This window comes from Hymenobacter endophyticus, from assembly GCF_032464715.1.
In the GTDB taxonomy this organism is placed as follows: domain Bacteria; phylum Bacteroidota; class Bacteroidia; order Cytophagales; family Hymenobacteraceae; genus Hymenobacter; species Hymenobacter endophyticus.
In genome coordinates this window covers 1-19,213 of sequence record NZ_JAWDJT010000002.1, presented here as the reverse complement: position 1 = coordinate 19,213, position 19,213 = coordinate 1, and the positions used below count along the sequence as shown (strand labels likewise).

Annotated in this window: 14 protein-coding genes and 1 pseudogene; 5 read left to right on the top strand and 10 right to left on the bottom strand. The window is 57.5% G+C overall.

What is annotated here, in order from left to right:
- Window positions 1–7 precede the first annotated feature (7 nt).
- Both ROI90_RS02350 and ROI90_RS02345 read right to left on the bottom strand, forming a co-directional pair.
- Window positions 8–1,744, bottom strand: a complete 1,737-nt coding sequence (locus tag ROI90_RS02350) for an ABC transporter substrate-binding protein (protein ID WP_315996742.1) — start codon at window positions 1,742–1,744, stop codon at window positions 8–10.
- A gap of 71 nt (window positions 1,745–1,815) precedes the next feature.
- Window positions 1,816–2,007, bottom strand: coding sequence for a hypothetical protein (locus tag ROI90_RS02345; protein WP_315996741.1), 192 nt, complete (start codon window positions 2,005–2,007; stop codon window positions 1,816–1,818).
- A gap of 807 nt (window positions 2,008–2,814) precedes the next feature.
- Between ROI90_RS02345 and ROI90_RS02340 the strand changes: the two genes are divergently transcribed.
- Window positions 2,815–3,903: a phospholipase D-like domain-containing protein gene (locus ROI90_RS02340; RefSeq protein ID WP_315996740.1), complete on the top strand. Its 1,089-nt coding sequence runs from the start codon at window positions 2,815–2,817 to the stop codon at window positions 3,901–3,903.
- An 80-nt stretch (window positions 3,904–3,983) separates the two neighbouring features.
- Here the strand turns inward: ROI90_RS02340 and ROI90_RS02335 are convergent, their stop codons facing one another.
- The 6 genes from ROI90_RS02335 to ROI90_RS02310 form a co-directional block, all read right to left on the bottom strand.
- Window positions 3,984–4,604, bottom strand: a complete 621-nt coding sequence (locus tag ROI90_RS02335) for a PKD domain-containing protein (RefSeq protein WP_315996739.1) — start codon at window positions 4,602–4,604, stop codon at window positions 3,984–3,986.
- A gap of 20 nt (window positions 4,605–4,624) precedes the next feature.
- The gene (locus ROI90_RS02330; RefSeq protein ID WP_315996738.1) at window positions 4,625–5,350 is read right to left on the bottom strand and encodes a LytR/AlgR family response regulator transcription factor; all 726 of its coding nucleotides are present in this window, start codon (window positions 5,348–5,350) and stop codon (window positions 4,625–4,627) included.
- Between the two features lie 33 nt (window positions 5,351–5,383).
- Window positions 5,384–8,944, bottom strand: a complete 3,561-nt coding sequence (locus ROI90_RS02325; protein WP_315996737.1) for a hybrid sensor histidine kinase/response regulator — start codon at window positions 8,942–8,944, stop codon at window positions 5,384–5,386.
- A gap of 188 nt (window positions 8,945–9,132) precedes the next feature.
- Window positions 9,133–11,178: an OmpA family protein gene (locus ROI90_RS02320; protein WP_315996736.1), complete on the bottom strand. Its 2,046-nt coding sequence runs from the start codon at window positions 11,176–11,178 to the stop codon at window positions 9,133–9,135.
- Window positions 11,179–11,329: 151 nt separating this feature from the next.
- Complete coding sequence (locus ROI90_RS02315) at window positions 11,330–12,397, bottom strand: tetratricopeptide repeat protein (protein WP_315996735.1); 1,068 nt, start codon at window positions 12,395–12,397, stop codon at window positions 11,330–11,332.
- Between the two features lie 134 nt (window positions 12,398–12,531).
- Complete coding sequence (locus ROI90_RS02310; RefSeq protein WP_315996734.1) at window positions 12,532–12,825, bottom strand: hypothetical protein; 294 nt, start codon at window positions 12,823–12,825, stop codon at window positions 12,532–12,534.
- Window positions 12,826–12,994: 169 nt separating this feature from the next.
- On the opposite strand from ROI90_RS02310, the gene ROI90_RS02305 reads away from it, so the two are divergent.
- Entirely contained in the window at window positions 12,995–13,417 is a 423-nt protein-coding gene (locus ROI90_RS02305) for a BrxA/BrxB family bacilliredoxin (protein ID WP_315996733.1), read from the top strand.
- Window positions 13,418–13,511: 94 nt separating this feature from the next.
- Entirely contained in the window at window positions 13,512–14,240 is a 729-nt protein-coding gene (locus tag ROI90_RS02300; protein WP_315996732.1) for a GNAT family N-acetyltransferase, read from the top strand.
- 74 nt (window positions 14,241–14,314) lie between these two features.
- Here the strand turns inward: ROI90_RS02300 and recQ are convergent, their stop codons facing one another.
- Entirely contained in the window at window positions 14,315–16,513 is a 2,199-nt protein-coding gene (recQ, locus tag ROI90_RS02295; protein ID WP_380229379.1) for a DNA helicase RecQ, read from the bottom strand.
- Window positions 16,514–16,687: 174 nt separating this feature from the next.
- Between recQ and ROI90_RS02290 the strand changes: the two genes are divergently transcribed.
- Together ROI90_RS02290 and ROI90_RS02285 are read left to right on the top strand one after the other, a co-directional pair.
- The gene (locus ROI90_RS02290) at window positions 16,688–17,665 is read left to right on the top strand and encodes a KpsF/GutQ family sugar-phosphate isomerase (protein WP_380229027.1); all 978 of its coding nucleotides are present in this window, start codon (window positions 16,688–16,690) and stop codon (window positions 17,663–17,665) included.
- A gap of 193 nt (window positions 17,666–17,858) precedes the next feature.
- On the top strand, window positions 17,859–18,986 hold the full coding sequence (locus ROI90_RS02285) for a mannose-1-phosphate guanylyltransferase (RefSeq protein ID WP_315996729.1): 1,128 nt from the start codon (window positions 17,859–17,861) through the stop codon (window positions 18,984–18,986).
- Between the two features lie 115 nt (window positions 18,987–19,101).
- Here the strand turns inward: ROI90_RS02285 and ROI90_RS02280 are convergent.
- Window positions 19,102–19,213 (bottom strand): annotated as a pseudogene (locus ROI90_RS02280) (IS5/IS1182 family transposase); the annotation flags it as partial.

Genomic DNA, 19,213 nt, shown 5'->3' with positions numbered 1-19,213 from the left:
ACAGAGGTTATTGAGCGGTTTGTACGGGCCGAATCCGGGCCGCTTCGTAGCCCGGTTTGAGGCCTGAAACCGGCACCTGCCCGATGGAGCGGGCCGCGGCTATCCGATACTGCAGAAAATAAAGCACCTTAAACGGGACTTCCTGGGCCATTACCCGTTGAAATTTCCGTAACAGCCGGGTTTTCCGGGTGGCGTCTTCCGTGCTGGTAATCTGCTCAATCAGCCGGTCGGTGAGTGGGGTAGAGAAGCGGGTGGTATTATCGGCACCGATACCACGGGAGTGCAGCAAAGAAGTGAAATCGTACGAAAAGGGGTTTCCTGAGAAGTTGCGGATGGACATTTCGGCTGTTCCCTCGCGCAACTGCCGGCTCAATACCGACTGCTCAGTGGGCCGCAGCTCCACTACAATTCCAATTTTTTCTGCTGCCGCCCTGAACTGTAGCGCTATGGTCTCGAAGGTAGGTTCACCGGCTCGGTAACTGATACCGAAACGCAGCAACTCAGCCGCGCCCGTTTTGCTTGGGCGCGTCCACTGACCGGTGGCCCCGCGCTGCCAGCCCGCTTGCTGCAGCAAGGTAACGGCCTGTTTTGGCGCAAAAGTGGGCAACGGCAGGCTGTCGTTGTAGTACGGCTTTATGCGTGGGCTGATAAGGCCGGCACTGGGCAGGGCCCCGCCCTGTTGGGTTGCCTTGATCAGGGCCGGCACATCGAATAGCAGGCCCAGAGCCCGCCGGGTAGCCGCATCCCGGAACATGGGTTGCTGCACATTAAAGCTGGCCGTAGCAAATTCGTAGGAGTCGGCCGTATAAAAATTCAAGCGCTTCTGGTCCTCCGCTGACTGCTGCAGCCGCGCAAATTCTGCGGCGGGCATCAGAGCAAACACGTCCACATCACCCCGGCGCAGGGCCAGTGTTGCCGTAGCGGCATCCGGGATAACCTGATAAACGAGTTTGGTAGGGTAGGCCTGCAACTGCGCTGGTGCAGGTGCCAACGCATCCGCCCACCACCTCTTCTTCCGGCTAAGCGTGAGGTAGCGGTTGCTTTGCCACGCCGTTACGGTATAAGGGCCACACCCTGGTACGTTTTCTGGATGCCGTGCCACCTGCAAAGCCTGGTAACGCTGGGCCAGCGCTTGTACTGCCGGCAAAATGGGGGCGCGCAGCATGGCTGGTAGCGGCACTGCCCGCAGTTGTTTCTTGGGGTCTAGTATGTACTCCGGCAAAATCGAGAAGTCGCCGGAGGTACGAATGTGTTCCGGCGACTGGCCCTGGCACACCAGCGTAAACCGGCGGGCATCAGCGGAGTCCAGCTGTATGTCCCGGATGAACCCGTATACGGCTTGGTCCTTCTCAATAGGCAGCCCCGGACAGTTCATTACCTTAAGCGTGAGGGCCACATCGTGGGCCAGCACCGGTGAGCCATTATCCCAGGTCGCCTCTGGCCGGATACGGTAGGTAACCAGCAGCAAAGAGTCATTGGGCCGTTGCACAGTTGGAAACTCCTCGGCCAGCCAGGGTACAAAATCGTGAACCGATTCCCGCCCCATCAGCAAGCTGCAGTGCGTGAGGTTGGCTACTTCATAAGCGCTGGCGTTGCTGACGATCAACGGGTCCAGGTTCTCCGGGTCGCGGGCCCAGCGGATGCGCACTGTGCCCGAGTTAGGGGAGGAGGCTGGCGACGTGCAGGCCGTAAGCAGCACGCCTGCCAAAACAACCAGATATACCCTAGCGAAAAGCTGCTGCATGAACGGATAACCGCGTAAGACGTGAGTCCGGGCAAGTTACCACGTTTTATACATACACCAGGGGCAGTAGCCTAATGGTCGTCGCCCCAACCACCTACCCCATGGTAAGCTGCGGCATGGTCGTCGCCCCAGCCACCCACGCCATGATCAACTGCGCAAGTAGTAGAGGAGCCGGAGCCAGTTGCTGCAGATGAGGAAGTGCCAGTTGCATCAAAGGAGAAGCTGGCAAACTGCAACAGGGCGATGGTGATGAGCTCTAACATGGCTTGGAAATATTTGTGTGTCAGATGATTGAATGACACAAAGGTGAAGTCCAAACCAGCCCAGGTAAAGGAAATACAGGGTGTAAACGTGACCTGTATTTAGGGCGTAAGTAGCTAAGGTAAAAAGAGAGAAATAGTGCTTTATTGAAAATAGAGCTGAAATACACACATAAATTGCTGGACAACATGTGGTGTATTTGTGACATATGATAGCATAAAAGCCATACCTACACAGCTACAAATATCAAGGGGGAACACGCAACAAGTAAAGGCATATCCAGCCAAAATTGTGACATAGAAAATCCTACACTATTAATTCAATATATTGCTTCGAAAGCCACTTGCTACCGTGTTTTTATGGATGAATTGACAACGTTAGTGCGAATTGTGACAGATAGACGGCAGTCAGTTCTACCGTTTCTGGACTTCTCGGATAAAAGCTCTGCGCAAAAAGATTTGCAACTAGTACGGTTGCTGGACAGCTCCGGAGTCATAACCCAGATCCAATTAGTAAAGAATCTGTATGGTAAAACTGATGCCAAAACGCAGACTACGTACCGGAAGCTGAAGTCGAGAGTACAGCAAAAGCTGTTGAACCATCTGTATTTTCTGGATCAGACGGACCCGCGCCACGTTGCCTCTAGGCGCTATGAGCAACAGTGTCTGGGTTTACTACACCAAGCTAAGATTCTGGCGGGGGAGGGCGAATACAAAATGGCGGAAAAACTGTTTCGCAAGTTTATTCGCGTAGCGGAGGACGCTGAATTTACTGCGTACAGCGTGTTTGGTGCTCGTTTTCTGCGGAGAATGTATGCCGAGATGCGGCAGCCAGCCAAGTATAAGAAGATTATCAAGCAGTTGGCTGCTTATCAAGCGCAACTTGCGCTGGAGGAAGAGGCGGAAGTGCTGTACGCCGATATCAAGATGGCCCTCAACCACAAGGTAAGGTCGCGGAAGTTTTTGTTACACCAGATGCCGGTTTACCAGCATAAACTCGAGCAGATTCATAAGAAGGTAAAGAGCTACAATACCTTTCACTTCCTGTATGTTACCCGCCTTTCCAAGGAAGAGTTAGTGGGTAACTATGAGGAGATAATCAAGATAACCTCCGTCACGGAGAAGGCGCGCAAGCAGGGCAAAATCAACGACAAGCGCTTCGATAAACGCTTTAACAACTACATGAGCGTGTACGCGCACTTGCGCTGCCGCAAAGCGGAGCAGGGCTTAGCGCTGGCTGAAGAGTACTTCAAGGATTTTCATTATTCCTCGGGTAACTGGTTTTACTTCCTGGAAACGTACTTGCTGCTGGCTGTTCATGCCAAGCAGTACGGGCAGGCGTTTGAGCTGCTGCAGCAAGCCCGCAAAAACCCCTACTACCGAAAACAGCGCGTGGCCGCCCAGCAACGCTGGGAGCTATATGAGGCCTACATACAGTTTGTGCAGCCGGAACAGTCGCCGGTGAAAATGCGCTACTTCACCCAGTTTGTGCAAACTGTACCGGACTACAGCCGGGATAAGCAGGGCTACAATGTGGCCATTCTGATACTCCAATTCCTGCATTTCCTGCGCCGCCGCGACATTGAAGGGTTGCTGGCCCGTCTGGAAGGACTGCGCAAGTACGAGCAGCGCCACCTCCGCGACCCGGCTACTCTACGCAGTCAACTGTTTTTCCGAATGCTGCTGATGACGGTAAAGCAAAATTTTGTGCTGGCCGTGTGCGAAAAGAAAGCGGCCCCGCTGCTGGAACGGTTGAAAGCCGCCCCGCAGCCAGGCGAGGCCTACGGAGAAATCGAAATCATTCCCTATGAGGATTTGTGGGAGCTGACGCTGGGTATTCTGCGGCAAAACCAGATGGAGCAGGCGGCCATTGAGCACGCCGAGCGGAACCGGACGTAGGCCGAATCTAAGCCTGTTTGGTCAACAGGTGCTGGGTAGGCTAATGCCTCCGTTTAGCGTTCCGCTCGTTTCGGTGCGTGTCAGGGTATCACCACCACGGTGCGACTCACGCAGTGACTGCTGGGGCAGGCGTCGGGGCCATTGCCGCGCAGGCTCATGCGTACGGCGTACTGGCCCGGGCGCCGGAAGGCGTGCTGCACTTGCGGGCCATTGGTAACGTAGCCGTCCCGGAAATCCCAGAGCACTACCACGTTCTTGCACAAAGGCAGCTGAGAATCCACGGCATCGAACGTAACGGCTTGGCCAACGCGCACAGTGTCAACAGCTCGAAAGTTGAGCACAATTTCTTTGGTGAAGTCAACCGGAATAAGCTTCTCGGCAGTGCGTACCTCACCCGTGGCTTCCTCTACCACATCAAGCTGAATGGTGTAGCTTTTGCGCTGTTGGTAGCAGTGCTGTATTACCGGGCCGGTAAGCTGGGTGCCGTCGCCCATGGTCCAGCGGAAGGTGAGCGGCCCGGCCCCGGGATCAACGGCGCGGCGGGCATCCAGCTCCACGCACATTTCCATAATGCGTGGCCGGGGGCAGTCTGCGCTGAGCGTATCGCCGGCCTGCTGGGCTACTGCCCGGCTTGCCAGCAGCAGCAGGCTGCACAACACGCGCAGGCTGCGCAGCCAGGAGGGCAAACTGCAAGATGACATGGAGCGCAACGTACGAAGCCTTAAAACTTGTTCAGGCGCTGAAATACCTCCCGCAGATAGGTCTGGCCAATGGGAATGTGCTTATTATCGAGAATAATGGTGTTGTCTTCGATGGTTTGCACGCGCTTCAGGTTAACGATGAAGGAGCGGTGTACCCGCACAAATAAGGAGGCGGGAAACTTTTCCTCCACGGCCCGCATAGTGCTATACACGATGAGCTTGCTCTGGCCCGTCACGATGTGCACGTAGTCGCCCAGGGCCTCCACGTAGCGTATCTCGTCAAAGAGAACCTTCACCAGGCGGCTATCCACTTTTACGAAGGTAAACTCCGGGTTTTGGGTGGCCTCAATGGCATCCGACTCGGTACTGTGGGCTTGCACGGTTTCCAAGGCTTTTTGCGCCGCTTTCAGGAACCGGGCGTAGCTGATGGGCTTTACAATGTAATCCAGCACATCATGCTCAAATGCCTCTACCGCGTAGCCCTTATTGCTGGTAATGAGCACTACCAGAGGCGGGTCCTGCAGGGTGCGCAATAAATCCAGGCCCGACATCAGAGGCATCTCCACATCCAGAAACAGCACGTCGATGGGTTGCTGACGCAGAATTTCGGCGGCGGCAACAGCACTTTCGCAGCTGGCTACATGGTGCAAAAACGGCGTATTGCTCACGCAGTTTTCCACAATCTGAATTGCCAGTGGGTCGTCGTCAACAACGAGGCAGCGGAGCGGAGCAGAAGTTTCAGCCATAATGCCAAAGGTACAGGCTAACCCGAAAAAAGCCTATTGTTTCGGCGGAGCTTGCGGCAGCCGTTGCCGTAAAATTGGGTAGAGAGCAAGGAGCTGCAGATGAATTTGTTGAGCTGCCGCAGGCATGTTATCCGGTAAGGTCAGATCCGAACGTTTGGCTTGCTCCTCCAGGTATTCCAGCTGATCAGTCAAGGCATCAAGCCCAAAATAAGCTACCTGACCTTTAAGCTTGTGCGCAACCCGGCCTAAGGTAGCCCCCGATGTCCGTTGCAACTCATCGGCCAGCGGTGGGGCCTGCTCCAGGAAGGTGCGCACTATCTGCTGCACAAAAACCTCGTTTCCGCCTGCTAGCTCCTCCAGTAAACTCCAATCGGGCTGGGCTGGTGTTGCTGAAAGTAGAGTAGAAACTTCAGGTACAGCAGGCCCCTGGCTTGCGGGCCGGCGCGTTGCGGGAGCCATACCAGGTGCTGCGGGGGGCAAGGTGCGGCCAGTGAAATAGGCTAGTCGGGCATAGAGCACGGCCGGGTCGAAGGGCTTGGCCAGTGTATCGTTCATGCCGGCTTCCAAGGCCAATATCCGGTCTTCGGGCAGGGCCGAAGCCGTGAGCCCAATGAGCGGCAGAGCAGTTGCATCCGGGAAGAGGCTGCGCAGTTGCCGGGCGGCCTCATAACCATCCATTTCGGGCATTTGAATATCGAGCAAGACAGCGTCGAAGGGCTGCTGCCGGGCGGCTTCCACCGCCAAGCGGCCGTTGGCGGCAATAGTAACCTGCACGTTCCAGGCCTCCAGGGTTTTGCGGGCTACCAGTTGGTTCAGGTCGTTATCCTCGGCAACCAGCACCCGTAGCGGCGGCTCGAAAGCAAGCAGTGGCCCGGTCGTCTCGGTGCGTACGGTGGAGGCCGCAACGGGTAGGCAGGGAATCTCAAACCAGAACGTAGAGCCCGCGCCTTCCTGGCTTTCCACCCATAGTCGGCCGCCATGCAGCTGCACCAAGTTACGGGCAATGCTCAGCCCCAGGCCGGTGCCGCCAAACTGCCGGGTGGTGCTGGCGTTGGCTTGAGAGAAATCCTCGAAAATGGCGTCCAGCTTATTGGCGGCAATACCGATACCCGTATCCTGCACGCCGAAACGGAGTATTTCCGGCGCGTCGTCGGTGGCGGGCTGCGCACTCAGTCGCAGGGTAACGCCCCCGCTGGTGGTGAACTTTACGGCGTTGCCCACCAGATTTACCAGTACCTGGTTCAGGCGCACCACGTCGCCGAGGATGGCGGCGGGCACGGCCGGGTCAATTCTGGTGTGGAAATAGAGGCCCTTGGCTTCAGTGGCAAACTGGAACATGCGGCCCACGCGCTCTACCAGCTCCGGCAGCAGTAGCGGGGCCTGTTCCAGGGTGAGCTTGCCGGCCTCTATCTTGGAGGAGTCGAGGATGTCGTTGATGATGACCAGCAGATTGTTCGAGGACGACTGAATGGCTTCCAAAAACTCCCGCTGCTCCCCGTTGACGGATGTGTTGCGTAGCAGGTGAGTTAGGCCAATTACCGCATTCATGGGCGTGCGGATTTCGTGACTCATGTTGGCCAGAAACTGGGCCTTGGCCCGGCGGGAGGCTTCAGCGGCATCCCGCGCCACTACCAAATCGGCGTTGATGTGCTCGATTTCCGCTTTTTGGTGCCGTAGCTCGGCGGTCCGCTCGCGCACGGTGGTTTCCAGCTGCAGCTTCTGGCGGCGCAGGGTGGCGGTGCGGGCGCGTACGGCGGCGTACGCCAGCCCGATACCCGTTGCCGCGGCCAGCGCCGCAAACCACCACGTGCGCCAAAACGGCGTGGCAATGCTGAAGCTGGCGGTAATCGGGGCTGACCAGGTGCCTTCACTGCCGCGGCGGGCCCGCACCTCCAAGATATAGTTGCCGGCATCCAGGCGCGGAAAATCGGCTTCTCCAGTTGTAGCGGGCCGACTCCAGTCTTCTTGGAAGCCCCGCAAACGGTACTGATACTGCCAAGTGCCAGCCGGAGCCAGACTGGCCACCCGAAAAAACCACGTGAGCCGGTGGGGGTGGGCCGACAGTTCCGGCAACGGGCCCGCAGGCTGCGGTTGGCCGTCAACTTCTACGCCCGTGAGGGAAACTGCAACGGCAGTAGCTGGTAGCCGCTGCGGCAGCCGAACCCGTACCAAGCCACTACGCGCTGCCACCAGCACGGCCGAATCGGGGGCCGCCAATTGGGCAGTGGCGTTGGGCACCAACTCCTGGATGAGCGGATTGTTGGGGGGGGAAAGCGGCGCAAACAATAGGTCCTGGCCCAGCGAAATACTATTGCGGTGCTGCACCAGAAGGCCAGCCGGCGTGACTTGCAACCCGTAGCAGTAGTTGCTGGCGAGGCCGCTGTTCTGGGTAGTAAACTGCCGGAACCGGCCATTGGCGTAGCAGAACAACCCGTCGCCCTCGGTACCAATCCAAACGCGGCCGGCGGCATCCTGGGCCAGGGCGGTAGCATCCACGCCGCCGGGCAGCAAGCGGTAAATCTTAATTTCTCCGTTGGCTTCCTGCACGGCCAGGCCGGTGCCGTGGGTGGCAAACCACACCCGGCCCTGCCGGTCGGGTAGAATGGCATATATATCGTTGTGAGGTAATCCGGTAGCCGTGGTTAATCTGTGCATTCTGCCTGCTCCCGGGATAAATATTCCCTCCCCCAATGTGCCCACACACAATACGCCATCCGGACTACCCGCCAGGGCTGTGATGTGAAGATCGGACGGAATAGATGCGTCCATCATCAACTGATATTTGATATGCAACTGCTTAAGTGGCGGCAATGCATCTACATAAGTGCCAACGCCCCCATATTCAGTGCCATACTGTAGCCAATCTAAGCCACTTCTGTCGGGTAGCAAAGCGGTTATAGCTCCCGATTTGCCAGCGGCTTTTAAGCTTCTTAGCGAAAGACTATTGCGCGTTGTCGATATCCTGATAAGCTCTCCAGTAGCGGTACCAGCCGTGATAATGCCATGTCCATTATCAGCTAAGGCGGAAAATGGAATAGTGGAAGGAAATAGTGCTACGTGTGCATCCGTCAGCCGCCACAAACCCTGGCCGGCCGTGCCCAGCCAGAAATTACCCTCAGCATCACGTAGCAAAGCATTGATGACGGCATCGGGGGGCAGGGCGGGGTGGAACCGGCGACGGAAGCGGCCAATGGCGGCTGTATCGGGGGCGGGCAGGCCTTTAAACCGGAACCGTTTGCCACCAGTAGAATCGGCGGACCGAAAGCGGCTGCCCTGGCTTACCGATATGCCACCTTGGTAATGCCCTACCCACAGCTGCCCAGTGCCCGCATCCAGGCTGAGCCGGGTTACGAAGTCCTCGGCCAGCCCCTCGTGAGTGGTGAACGTCTGGAACGTGGTGCCATCAAACCGCACCAGGCCCTCGGCGGTGCCAATCCAGAGGTAGCCGGCTTTATCTTGCGCCAGGGCATAGATGAACGGCTGCTGCAACCCCTCGGCGGCCCCGAACTGCTTCAGAAACTGCCGCTGGGGCAGGCGCTGGGCAGCGGCGAGGTGCGCAAACAGGCAGAACAGGAGCAGCAGACGGCGTATCACAATGGGCAAGATACAGGCCGGCAGTGCAGCCCGGGCTATTTCTCGGTGGAAGTAGGCGTTTTGGCGTTAAGCCCAGTATTTTTCGCGCAGGGTCTCGCAGTGGGGGGCGCAGGGTTTCGCGGTGGTAGTTGAACGACCCTGCGAAACCCTGCGCCCCCCACTGCGAGACCCTGCGCGAAACTTAGCTCTTACTTGCCCGTCACCTTAAACTCCGTCCGTCGATTTAGCTGCCGGCCGGTTTTGGAGGCGTTGGAGGCCACCGGCTGGGTGTCGCCGTAGCCGGCGAAGGTCAGGCGGCCCTTGTCGATACCTTTGGCCACAAGGTAATCGACTACGGCTTTGGCGCGGCGCTGCGAAAGGTCCTTGTTGTATTCAGCTTTGCCCACGTTATCGGTGTGGCCCGAAATTTCGAGGCGCAGGGCGGGCGTTTCTACCAGCAGCTTCTGGAGGCGCTCCAGCTCGTTGGTGCTTTCCTTGCGCAGCGTGGCTTTGTCGAAGTCGAAGAAGATGTTGTTGAGCACCACCTTCACGCCCACGTCCAGCTTCTTGAGGGCAATATCCTTCACCACTTCCGAGTACGCCGCTTTGGCCGGCAAATCGAAGTTTTCGGAGTGGAACAGGTAGCCGTCCTTGCGCACCACAATGCCGTAGTTCACGCCCGAGGGCAACGACACCAAGTAGCGGCCCGACTGCCCGTTGCTCTGGAAAGAGGCAATAGTCTGGTTGAGGGAGTTGTCTATTACATCAATGGTGGCTTCAATAGGCTGCTTGCTGGCCTCATCCGTCACGATACCCTTCAAAATGGTTACCTGGGCGGCTACAATAGCCACCGGCGGGGCCAGCAGGGTTTCCTTCACCGGCTGCGCGCGGGAGGCCAGCAGTTGGTCTTCCTGGCTGAGCACGGGGGGCTTTTCGGGGCCCAGAAAGGTAATCTGGTAGATGTCCTTGGAGCCTAGCCCGTCATCCCGGAAGGAGGAGTAGTAGCCGTGGCGGCCCGAGGCAGATATTACAAAGAACACGTCGTCGTCGGGGGTGTTGATGGGCCAGCCCAGGTTTTCCGGGGTGCTCCACTTGCCATTCTCAAACACCGATTTGAAGATGTCGTAGCCGCCCATGGAGTTGTGTCCCTCCGAGCTGAAGTACATCGTCTTGCCATCGGGGTGCAGGAATACGCCTTCCTCGCCGTACTGAGTATTAATAACGGAGCCCAGATTGACAGCCTGGCCGCGGCCTTCCATCTCAATTTTGTAGATGTCGCGCTGGCCCAGGCCGCCTTCCTTATCGGTCACGAAGTAGAGGCTGCGCCCGTCCGGCGTGTAGGCCGCCGACGACTCGTGGGACCTGGTATTGATGCGAGAACCTAGCTTTTGCGGTTTGCGCCACTCGGCCCCCCGCAGGTTGGCCTCGTGCAGGTCGCCGCCGTTGTCCTCCATGTACACTAGCAGGCGCTGCCCGTCGGGCGAGAGGCCCACGGTGGCGTCGTGGCCCTCGGTGTTCACGCCTTCGCCCAGGTTGCGGGCATCCACCCAGCTGCCTTTGGTGGTGCGGGTGCTGGTGTAAATATCCTCCATGAAGCCGCCGGTTTCAGGGTCCTTCTGGTCGCCCGTGGAGCCCGGCCGGCGCGAGGTAAACAGGATAACGGATTCGTCGGCGGTAATTACCGGGCCGTACTCGGGGTAGGGCGAGTTCACGCCCGGGCCGGCATTGTCGATGAACACGCGGTTAGGCTTGGCGGCCAGCTTTCGGCCGTTTTCGCACTCCCGGATTTTCTTCTGGATGTCTTGCGTGAAGCCAGCCGAGTTTTTGGTGCCGGTGGCGGGCGTGGCACGCTTGTACTCGGCAATGGCTTCGTCCCACTTCCCGTTCAGGTGCAGGCCCCGGCCCAGCGCGTAATGAATACGCGGGTCCACGTCGGGGTTGAGCTGGTAGGCTTTCTGCAAATACTCCAGCGCCCGGGGCTTGAAGCCGGAATGCAGGTAACTCTCCCCGATTTTGAAGTTGAGCTGGGCGTTGTTGGGGTTGAACTTCTGGGCGGCCAGGTAGTGGGGCAATGCCTGCTCGTAGCGCGGCGGGTCCAGGTCGTAGGCTTCGTCGCCGAGCTTGATTTCCTTGAGCGCCGCTTTCAGCCCTTCCTTGTCGTTGCCGAACCGGTCTTTGCTGAACTCCACGCTCTGGGCCAGCATAGTGGCCGGGGCACTCAGAAGCAGCAGGGAGGCGAATAGGTATTTGTGCATAGGAAGGAAGTCGTAGAAGGTCGTCATGCAGAAGCGCAGCCGAAGCATCTCGCGTGCTGACGTTGTATTCGTAATCTGATTACTCACGAGCGAGATGCTTCGGCTGCGCCTCTGCATGACGTTCTTCATTCACCAAGAAGCGGGCTACTTCTTACTCTGCCGCGCTGCAGCCGGCATTGGCGGCGTGGGTGTTGCCCACTTCCAGGCCTAGCTCGGCGGCTTTGCGCCAGTCTTGGCAGGCGGCGTCGGGGTTGCGCAGCATTTCGCGGGCATGGCCCCGGTTGAGGTAGGCCTCGGCGTACTGCGCACTCAGGCCGATGGCCTTGCTGGCGTCAGCTTCGGCCTTTTTGTAGTCTTCCAGCTTGAGGTAAGCGGCGGCGCGGTTGTTCCAGGCAAAGGCGTACTGCCCATCCAGCTCAATGGCTTTGCTGAGGTCTTCCACCGCACCCTTATAGTCGCCCTGCTCGTAGCGGGTACTGCCGCGGTTGGTGTAGGCCAGGGCGTTGTCCTGCTTCTGGCGTAGGTAGTCGTTGTAATCCTGCAGAGCGCCTTTCAGGTCGCCGGCGCGGCGGCGGGTCGCGGCGCGGTTCAGCAGCGCCGGCAGCAGTTCGGGCTGCAGCTTCAGGGCCTGGGTATAATCTTGAATGGCGGCGGGCAGGTTGCCCAGTTGGCGCTGGGCGCTGCCCCGGTCGTGCCAGGCGTAGGCGTAGGCGGGGTCGGCCTTGATGGCGGCATCAAAATCAGTTTTGGCGGCCTGGTAGTCGGTCTTTTCGAAGCGGAGGGCCCCGCGGTAGTACCAGGCCGGGGCATAATCAGCCTTTAGCTCGGCGGCTTTGCCGTAGTCCTGCTCCGCCTCGGCGGGTTGCTTCAGCGCCTCCCGGGCCTGGGCCCGCCCGAAGTAGGAGGTAAACGTATTCGGGTCGAGCTTAATGGCCTGGTCGTAGTCCTGCACGGCCATCGGGTACTCCTTCAACTCGTAGCGGACGGCGGCGCGGTTGTAGTAGGCCCGGGCAAAATCGGGCTTAGCGGCCAGGGCCTTGTCAAAATCCTGCAGGGCCGCGCGGTAGCTCTTCTGGTTATACTTAGCTACGCCGCTGTTATAGAGTTTCTCAGCTTGCTGGGCCGGGGGCAGGGTGGAGGCCCGCACCGTATCTACCTGCGCCTGCGCCGTAATTGAGCTCAGCAGCAGGCCAATAGAGAAAATATACGTCTGGTTCATGCTGTCCCGCCGGTTTCAGAGGCGCGGGATAAATATAATTTTATTTGCCGAATAGGCAGTAAATGAGCGTGTTAAATGTGTTATTATTGAATTATAGCAAGATGAAATAGAAGCCCCTACTTAACCGCTAGTACTTAGGCCAGGAGTTGGCTACGCACCATTTCCTCCCATTCGCGGCGCAAGGAGCCCGTAGCCACTGGCCGGTTGGCCCGGCGGTACCAATAGGCGGCGTTGCCCGCGTCGCCTTCCTGGCGGTGCAAAAAAGCGTGCAGCCAGTTGTGCAGTGGGTCGTGCTCATTATCCTGCGCAATATTGTGGGCCCGGTGCCACTCGTCGCGGCCGGCATACCACAGGGCCTCCAACAGGGGGGAAAGGCCGGCTGGGGGCTCAGGCTGGGTTTGCGAGGAAAGGAAGTCGGTGTACGTCATGAGGCAACAGATTCATTAGTCCTAAAAAAGCAGCTCACCCTTAAACTTCCAACCCCGGCCCGGGGTTCTATACGCCAACCGTGGCAGTGCGGCCGCAGTTGCGTAATTTTGTACCGCCGTTGGGCAGTTCGCCCCGGTAGTAGTTCATCCTAAAGCCTAGCTTTCACCTATGGCCACGTATCCCGAATACATGGTAGCCCCGATTCGTCAGGACCTCGTAGAGGCCGGTTTCGAGCAGCTCATGACCCCCGAGGAGGTTGACACCGTCCTTAATGACCAGAGCGGAACCGTGCTGGTAGCCGTAAACTCGGTGTGCGGCTGCGCCGCCGCCAAAGCCCGGCCGGCCCTGAAAATGGCCGTTTCCAGTTCCGATAAGAAGCCTCTCAAACTGGTAACCGTGTTTGCCGGCATGGAAACCGAAGCCGTAGCCAAAGCTCGGGAGCATATGCTGCCCTATCCGCCCAGCAGCCCCTGCATTGCGCTGTTCAAAGATGGCGAGCTGGTGCACATGATTGAGCGTTACCACATCGAAGGCAACGACCTGATGCGTATCGTTAACAACCTGCAAGGTGCTTTTGAAGAATATTGCTAATTAATTGGCTTTTTCTTTACTTGAGTCGTTTAACCGTCTGTAGCGCTGAGCTACAGACGGTTTTTCTTTTGGGCTCAGCTATAATGGCCAGTTTATGTCTATTTTGATGGAATACGGGGTACAGTCCTTGCCATGGGACAGTCAGTTTTTCGGGTTTCCGGTGGGCCGTTTAAAAGGCCGGCGCTTTACGGAAGAGCAGTTACGCGAAGTAATCCAGCTGGCCCGGGAGGACGGCTGGCGGCTGGTTTATTGGTTTGTTGAGCCCACAGATACTGTATCGGCGGCCAGCGCCCGGGCGCTTGGTATTCAGCTCACTGACCGTAAAGCCCGGTATGCCCGGCCTGTACCGGCCGTACCGCCGCCAGTGGCCACCAACATTCTGCCCACCGAGGAGCTTACCCCACGTCTGCTGGATTTGGCCCGGCAAAGTGGCCACCATTCCCGCTTCCGCGTCGACCCGGTATTTCAGGCGGGGGTGTATGAGCGGCTCTATGAGCACTGGATCCGGAGCAGTGTAACCGGCCAAACGGCCCGGCAAGTGCTCGTGTATCACCCGCTTACCTCACCCGATGCGCTTGGGCTGATTACGCTCGGCTACCAGACCACCCACGCCATCATTGGCCTATTGGCTGTGCAGCACGAGCACCGGGGCGAAGGCATTGGCAAGCAACTGGTAGCGGCGGCACTGCACTACGCTCACGCCTGGCAGCTGCCCGAAATACAGGTTGCCACCCAGCTCGACAACAAGGGTGCCTGCCGCTTTTACGAGCGGGAGGGCTTTGAGCGCATCCATGAGGAGCACGTTTACCATTTGTGGCTGTGAGGACAAGTCAAAGGGAAGAGTAAAGGCCCTGTGCTTATGATGAGCACAGGGCCTTTACTCTTCTCTTTGACTTGTTAGTTCGCTACTTCGCTCAGAAATTTGATGCGCATCAGGCGCAAATCTTCCTCGGTGTAGTCGTCGGTGCCAAGCTCTTTGAGGGCCACCGCAATGTTATCGGTCTGGGCCGTCATGAAGTAATCATAGATTTCATCCTGTCGCTCCTCATCCAGCACCCCGTTGATGTAGTAATCCAGGTTGAGCTTGGTGCCCGAATAGCAGATGTGCTCAATCTCCTCCATCAACTCCCGCATATCAATGCCCTTGGTGGAAGCAATTTCCTCCAGGTCCATCTTTTTGTCAATCTGCTGGATGATGTAAATCTTGATTTTCGACTTGTTGACGGCCGATTTTACCACCACGTCGGCGGCCGTCATAATGTCGTTGTCTTCTACGTACTTCTTGATCAGGTCGAGGAAAGGCTGCCCGAACTTCTGCGCCTTGCCCTGGCCCACCCCCGATACGTGCGACAAATCCTCCAACTTGGTGGGGAAGGTCGTGGCCATTTCCTTCAGGCTTGGGTCCTGAAACAGCACGTAGGGCGGCAGGTTCTTTTGCTGCGCCACCTTCCGGCGGAGCGCCTTCAGCATCTCAAACAGGGCCTCGTCGTGGCCGGCTGCCTGCTGGACTTCTTCCTGTTCCTGTTCTTCTTTCACCTCTTCCTCGTAGTTATGGTCCTTGGTGAGCTTGATGGAATGCGGATTCTCAATGAAGTCAATACCCTTGGCGGTAATTTTCACTACGCCAAAGTTCTCAATGTCCTTTTCCAAGTAACCACTCAGCAAGGTCTGGCGCAAGAGTGAGTGCCAGAACTGCGCATCGTGGTCTTTGCCCTGGCCATACACGGGCAGCTTGTCGTGGCCGTAGCTTTCTACGTGGGGGCTATTCATGCCCATGAGCACGGTGCCAATGTGGTCGAGGCCGAACCGCTCATCGGTCTGCACGACGGCCTTCAGAGCATTTACCACCTCGTTTTTGCCCTCAAACCGCTCCTTGGGGTGCTTACAGTTGTCGCAGAAGCCGCAGTCTTTCTCAAAATGCTCCCCGAAGTAGTGCAGCAGCTGCTTGCGCCGGCACACGGCGGAGTCGGCGTAGTTGGCCATTTCCTGCAGTAGCAGCTTGCTGTTGTCGCGCTCCGTTACCGGCTTGTCTTTGTTAAACTTCTCCAGCTTTACAATATCATCGTAGCTATAGAACATCAGGCAGTCCCCATCCAGGCCGTCGCGGCCGCCGCGGCCGGTTTCCTGGTAGTAGCCCTCAATGCTTTTGGGCGTATCGAAGTGGATTACAAAGCGCACGTCGGGCTTGTCGATGCCCATGCCGAAGGCAATGGTGGCTACAATTACATCGGCCTCTTCGTTCAGGAAAGCGTCTTGGTTGGCCATGCGCACGTGGGGGTCGAGGCCGGCGTGGTAGGGCAGGGCCCGCACGTCATTCACCTTCAGCAGCTCGGCAATTTCCTCCACCTTCTTGCGGCTCAGGCAGTACACAATACCGGCCAGGCCCTTGCGCTGCTTCACGTACTGAATCAGCTGCTTTTTGGTGTTGTGCTTGGGCCGTACCTCGTAATACAGGTTGGTGCGGTTGAAGGAGGTCTTGAATACCGAGGCCTCATCCATCTGCAGGTTCTTCTGGATGTCCTGCTGCACTTTGGGCGTAGCCGTGGCCGTGAGGGCAATAATGGGCACCTGCACACCCAGCCCGTCAATGATGCTGCGGATTTTGCGGTACTCCGGCCGGAAGTCGTGGCCCCACTCCGAAATGCAGTGGGCTTCATCAATAGCCACAAAGCTGATGACGGCCTTGTTCAGAAACTCAATCGTTTCGTCCTTGGTCAGGCTTTCGGGCGCCACGTACAGCAGCTTCACTTCCCCGCTAATCACGTCCTTCTTCACCCGGTTCATTTCTGATTTCGACAGCGTCGAGTTCAGAAACTGGGCATTTACCCCAAAAGCGTTGAGCTGGTCCACCTGATTTTTCATCAGGGCAATAAGGGGCGAAATGACGATGGCCGTACCGGGCAGCACAAGGGCGGGCAGCTGGTAGCACAGGCTCTTACCGGCCCCGGTGGGCATAATCACGAAGGTATTGTTGCCGGCAATTACGTTCTGGATGATGTCTTCCTGCACGCCGCGGAACTGACCGTACCCAAAAACTTCCTTTAACTTGCCTTTCAAATCAGCCTCTTGCTGCACTTGTTGTTTCACGGCTGGCATGGACATCCTCTCTTACTCAGTTGGGTTGGCAGATTGGCGAAGCAGCACACCGGTGTTGCGTACTCAATCTAGGGATTTTAGGTATTCGGTACTAGGGAGTTAAGTGAAAGAATTCGGCCTTAACCAAATTTTGCCGCTACAGTCCAGCTCCCGATATACAATATCAAATTTAGATTGAAACCACAGAACGAACTCAACAATCTTGCAAAAAAAGTGCTTCAGCAGGAAGCTGACGCAATTCAGGGGGTGGCTGAGGCCATTAGCCGCACCCCCGATTTTGCACAATGCGTAGAGGCAATACTCTCTTTGCGCGGCCGGGTAGTGGTAACGGGCATTGGCAAGAGCGCCCACATTGCCGGCAAAATGGTGGCTACGCTGAACTCCACGGGTACGCCCGCCCTGTTTATGCACGCCGCCGATGCCATTCACGGTGATTTGGGCATGATTCAGCCCGGAGATTTTGTCATTGCCATCAGCAAATCCGGCGATACGCCCGAAATAAAGGTGCTGGTGCCGTTGCTCAAACGCAAGGGCGTGCCGCTGGCGGCCCTGGTCAGCAAGGCCGACTCTTACCTGGGGGTGCAGGCCGACTATGTGCTCCACGCCCCAGTGGAGCGTGAGGCCTGCCCTAACAACTTAGCGCCCACCACCAGCACCACCGCCGCTATGGCCCTGGGCGATGCGCTGGCCGTGTGCCTGCTGGAAAGCCGGGAGTTTACCCGCCAGGATTTTGCCCGCCTCCACCCCGGCGGCACCTTGGGCAAGCAGCTCTACCTGAAAGTGGGTGACCTGAGCCGCCAGAACCAGCAGCCCCAGGTAGCCGACACGGCCCCGCTGAAAGATGTGATTCTGGAAATATCCGGCAAGCGCCTGGGCGCCACGGCCGTGCTGGCCGATGGGGGCAAGCTGGTGGGCATTATCACCGACGGTGACATCCGCCGCATGCTTACTGCCTACGAAGGCCGCCTGGAAAGCGTGCGGGCGCAGGATATTCTCACGCCCTCACCCGTGACTATTGAGGTTGATGATTTTGCTATGGAGGCGTTGGCCCGCATGCAGGAGCGCAATATCACGCAGTTGGTGGTGTTGGACCAAGGCCGGTTCAGCGGCTTCATTCATTTGCACGATTTGCTGCGGGAAGGACTTGTGTAAGTATTTAGTTAAATATTTTTCGGGAATTGTGCTATAAATTTCTGAATACAGTATTATTGCTCTAGCGGACGAATAGTAGGTAGTACTTCTGTACCTTGGATAAAGTAGTTCTGGAACTGTTAAGCCACTTACTCCGCACGCTCTCGTTACTCTCCTTTTCTCTCTCCAACAACGAACCCCTGGTTCGGCGCCGATGGAACAACACACGTATCTCGTTGTAATGGCCGGCGGCATTGGGAGCCGCTTCTGGCCCTTCAGTCGTACTCATCATCCCAAACAGTTTCATGATGTGCTCGGCCTCGGGCGGTCTATGTTGCAGCTGACCGTTGACCGATTCCGAGGTATCTGCCCGCCAGAAAACGTGTTTGTGGTAACCAACCGCGACTATATGGAACTGGTCCACCAGCACCTACCGGAGTTGGGAGCCGACCAGATTTTGGGCGAACCCATTGGCCGCAACACTGCCCCGTGCATTGCCTACGCCAGCTACCGCATTGCCCAGCGCGACCCGGAAGCCGTGATAGTAGTGACGCCCGCCGACCACGCCGTGATGCACGAGGAAAACTTCCGCGAAGCCATTCGGACGGCCCTGCACGGTGCCCGCACCCATGATGTGCTTATTACCCTGGGCATTCAGCCTTCCCGCCCCGATACCGGCTACGGCTACATTCAGTTTCTGGATGAAGTGGTACGGCCGCAGGATGTGCAAACGATGCCCGGCCACGAGGATGGGACCTTCCCGAAGGACCTGCGCAAGGTGAAAACCTTCACCGAAAAGCCTAATCTGGAGCTGGCTAAAATGTTCGTGTCCAGCGGCGACTTCCTCTGGAACTCCGGCCTGTTTGTGTGGCGGGCCGATGCCATCATTAAAGCTTTTCATCATTACCTCTCCGACATTGCTGAAGTGTTCGACGAGGGCGAAAACCAGCTAGGTACTCCGCAGGAAGAGGCTTTCATTGCCCGTGCCTACAGCCAGTGCCGCAACATCAGCATCGATTACGGGGTGATGGAGAAGGCCGACAACGTGTACGTGCTGCCCGCCGATTTTGGGTGGAGCGACCTGGGCACCTGGGACTCCCTGCACCGCATGGGCCACCACGATGCCGACGAAAACGTGGTGGACGGCAATGCCCTGCTCTACGACACCAAGGAGTGCGTTATCAAAACCCCCTCCGAGCGCCTAGTAGTAGTACAGGGCCTGGAGGGCTACATCGTGGCCGAGTATGATAACGTGCTGCTCATCTGCAAGCGCACCGAGGAGCAGCGGGTAAAGGATTTTGTGGCTGACGTGAAGTCGAAAAAAGGCGTGGGCTACAACTAGCCTGGACCCAGCTCGAGAATACAGAAAGAGGCCCGCTTCGCAGTAAAATGCAGAGCGGGCCTCTTTCTGTGTGCATGAGTCAGAAAAACTACTTTCTGCGGGTGTCTAGGAAGTGTTAACAGTCACGCAGCCAGAGTACGGTTGCGGCAAGATGAACAAAGGCCAGAAAATGGGCATCCAACTTGTCATAGCGCGTGGCCACGCGGCGAAACTGCTTGAGGCGGCTA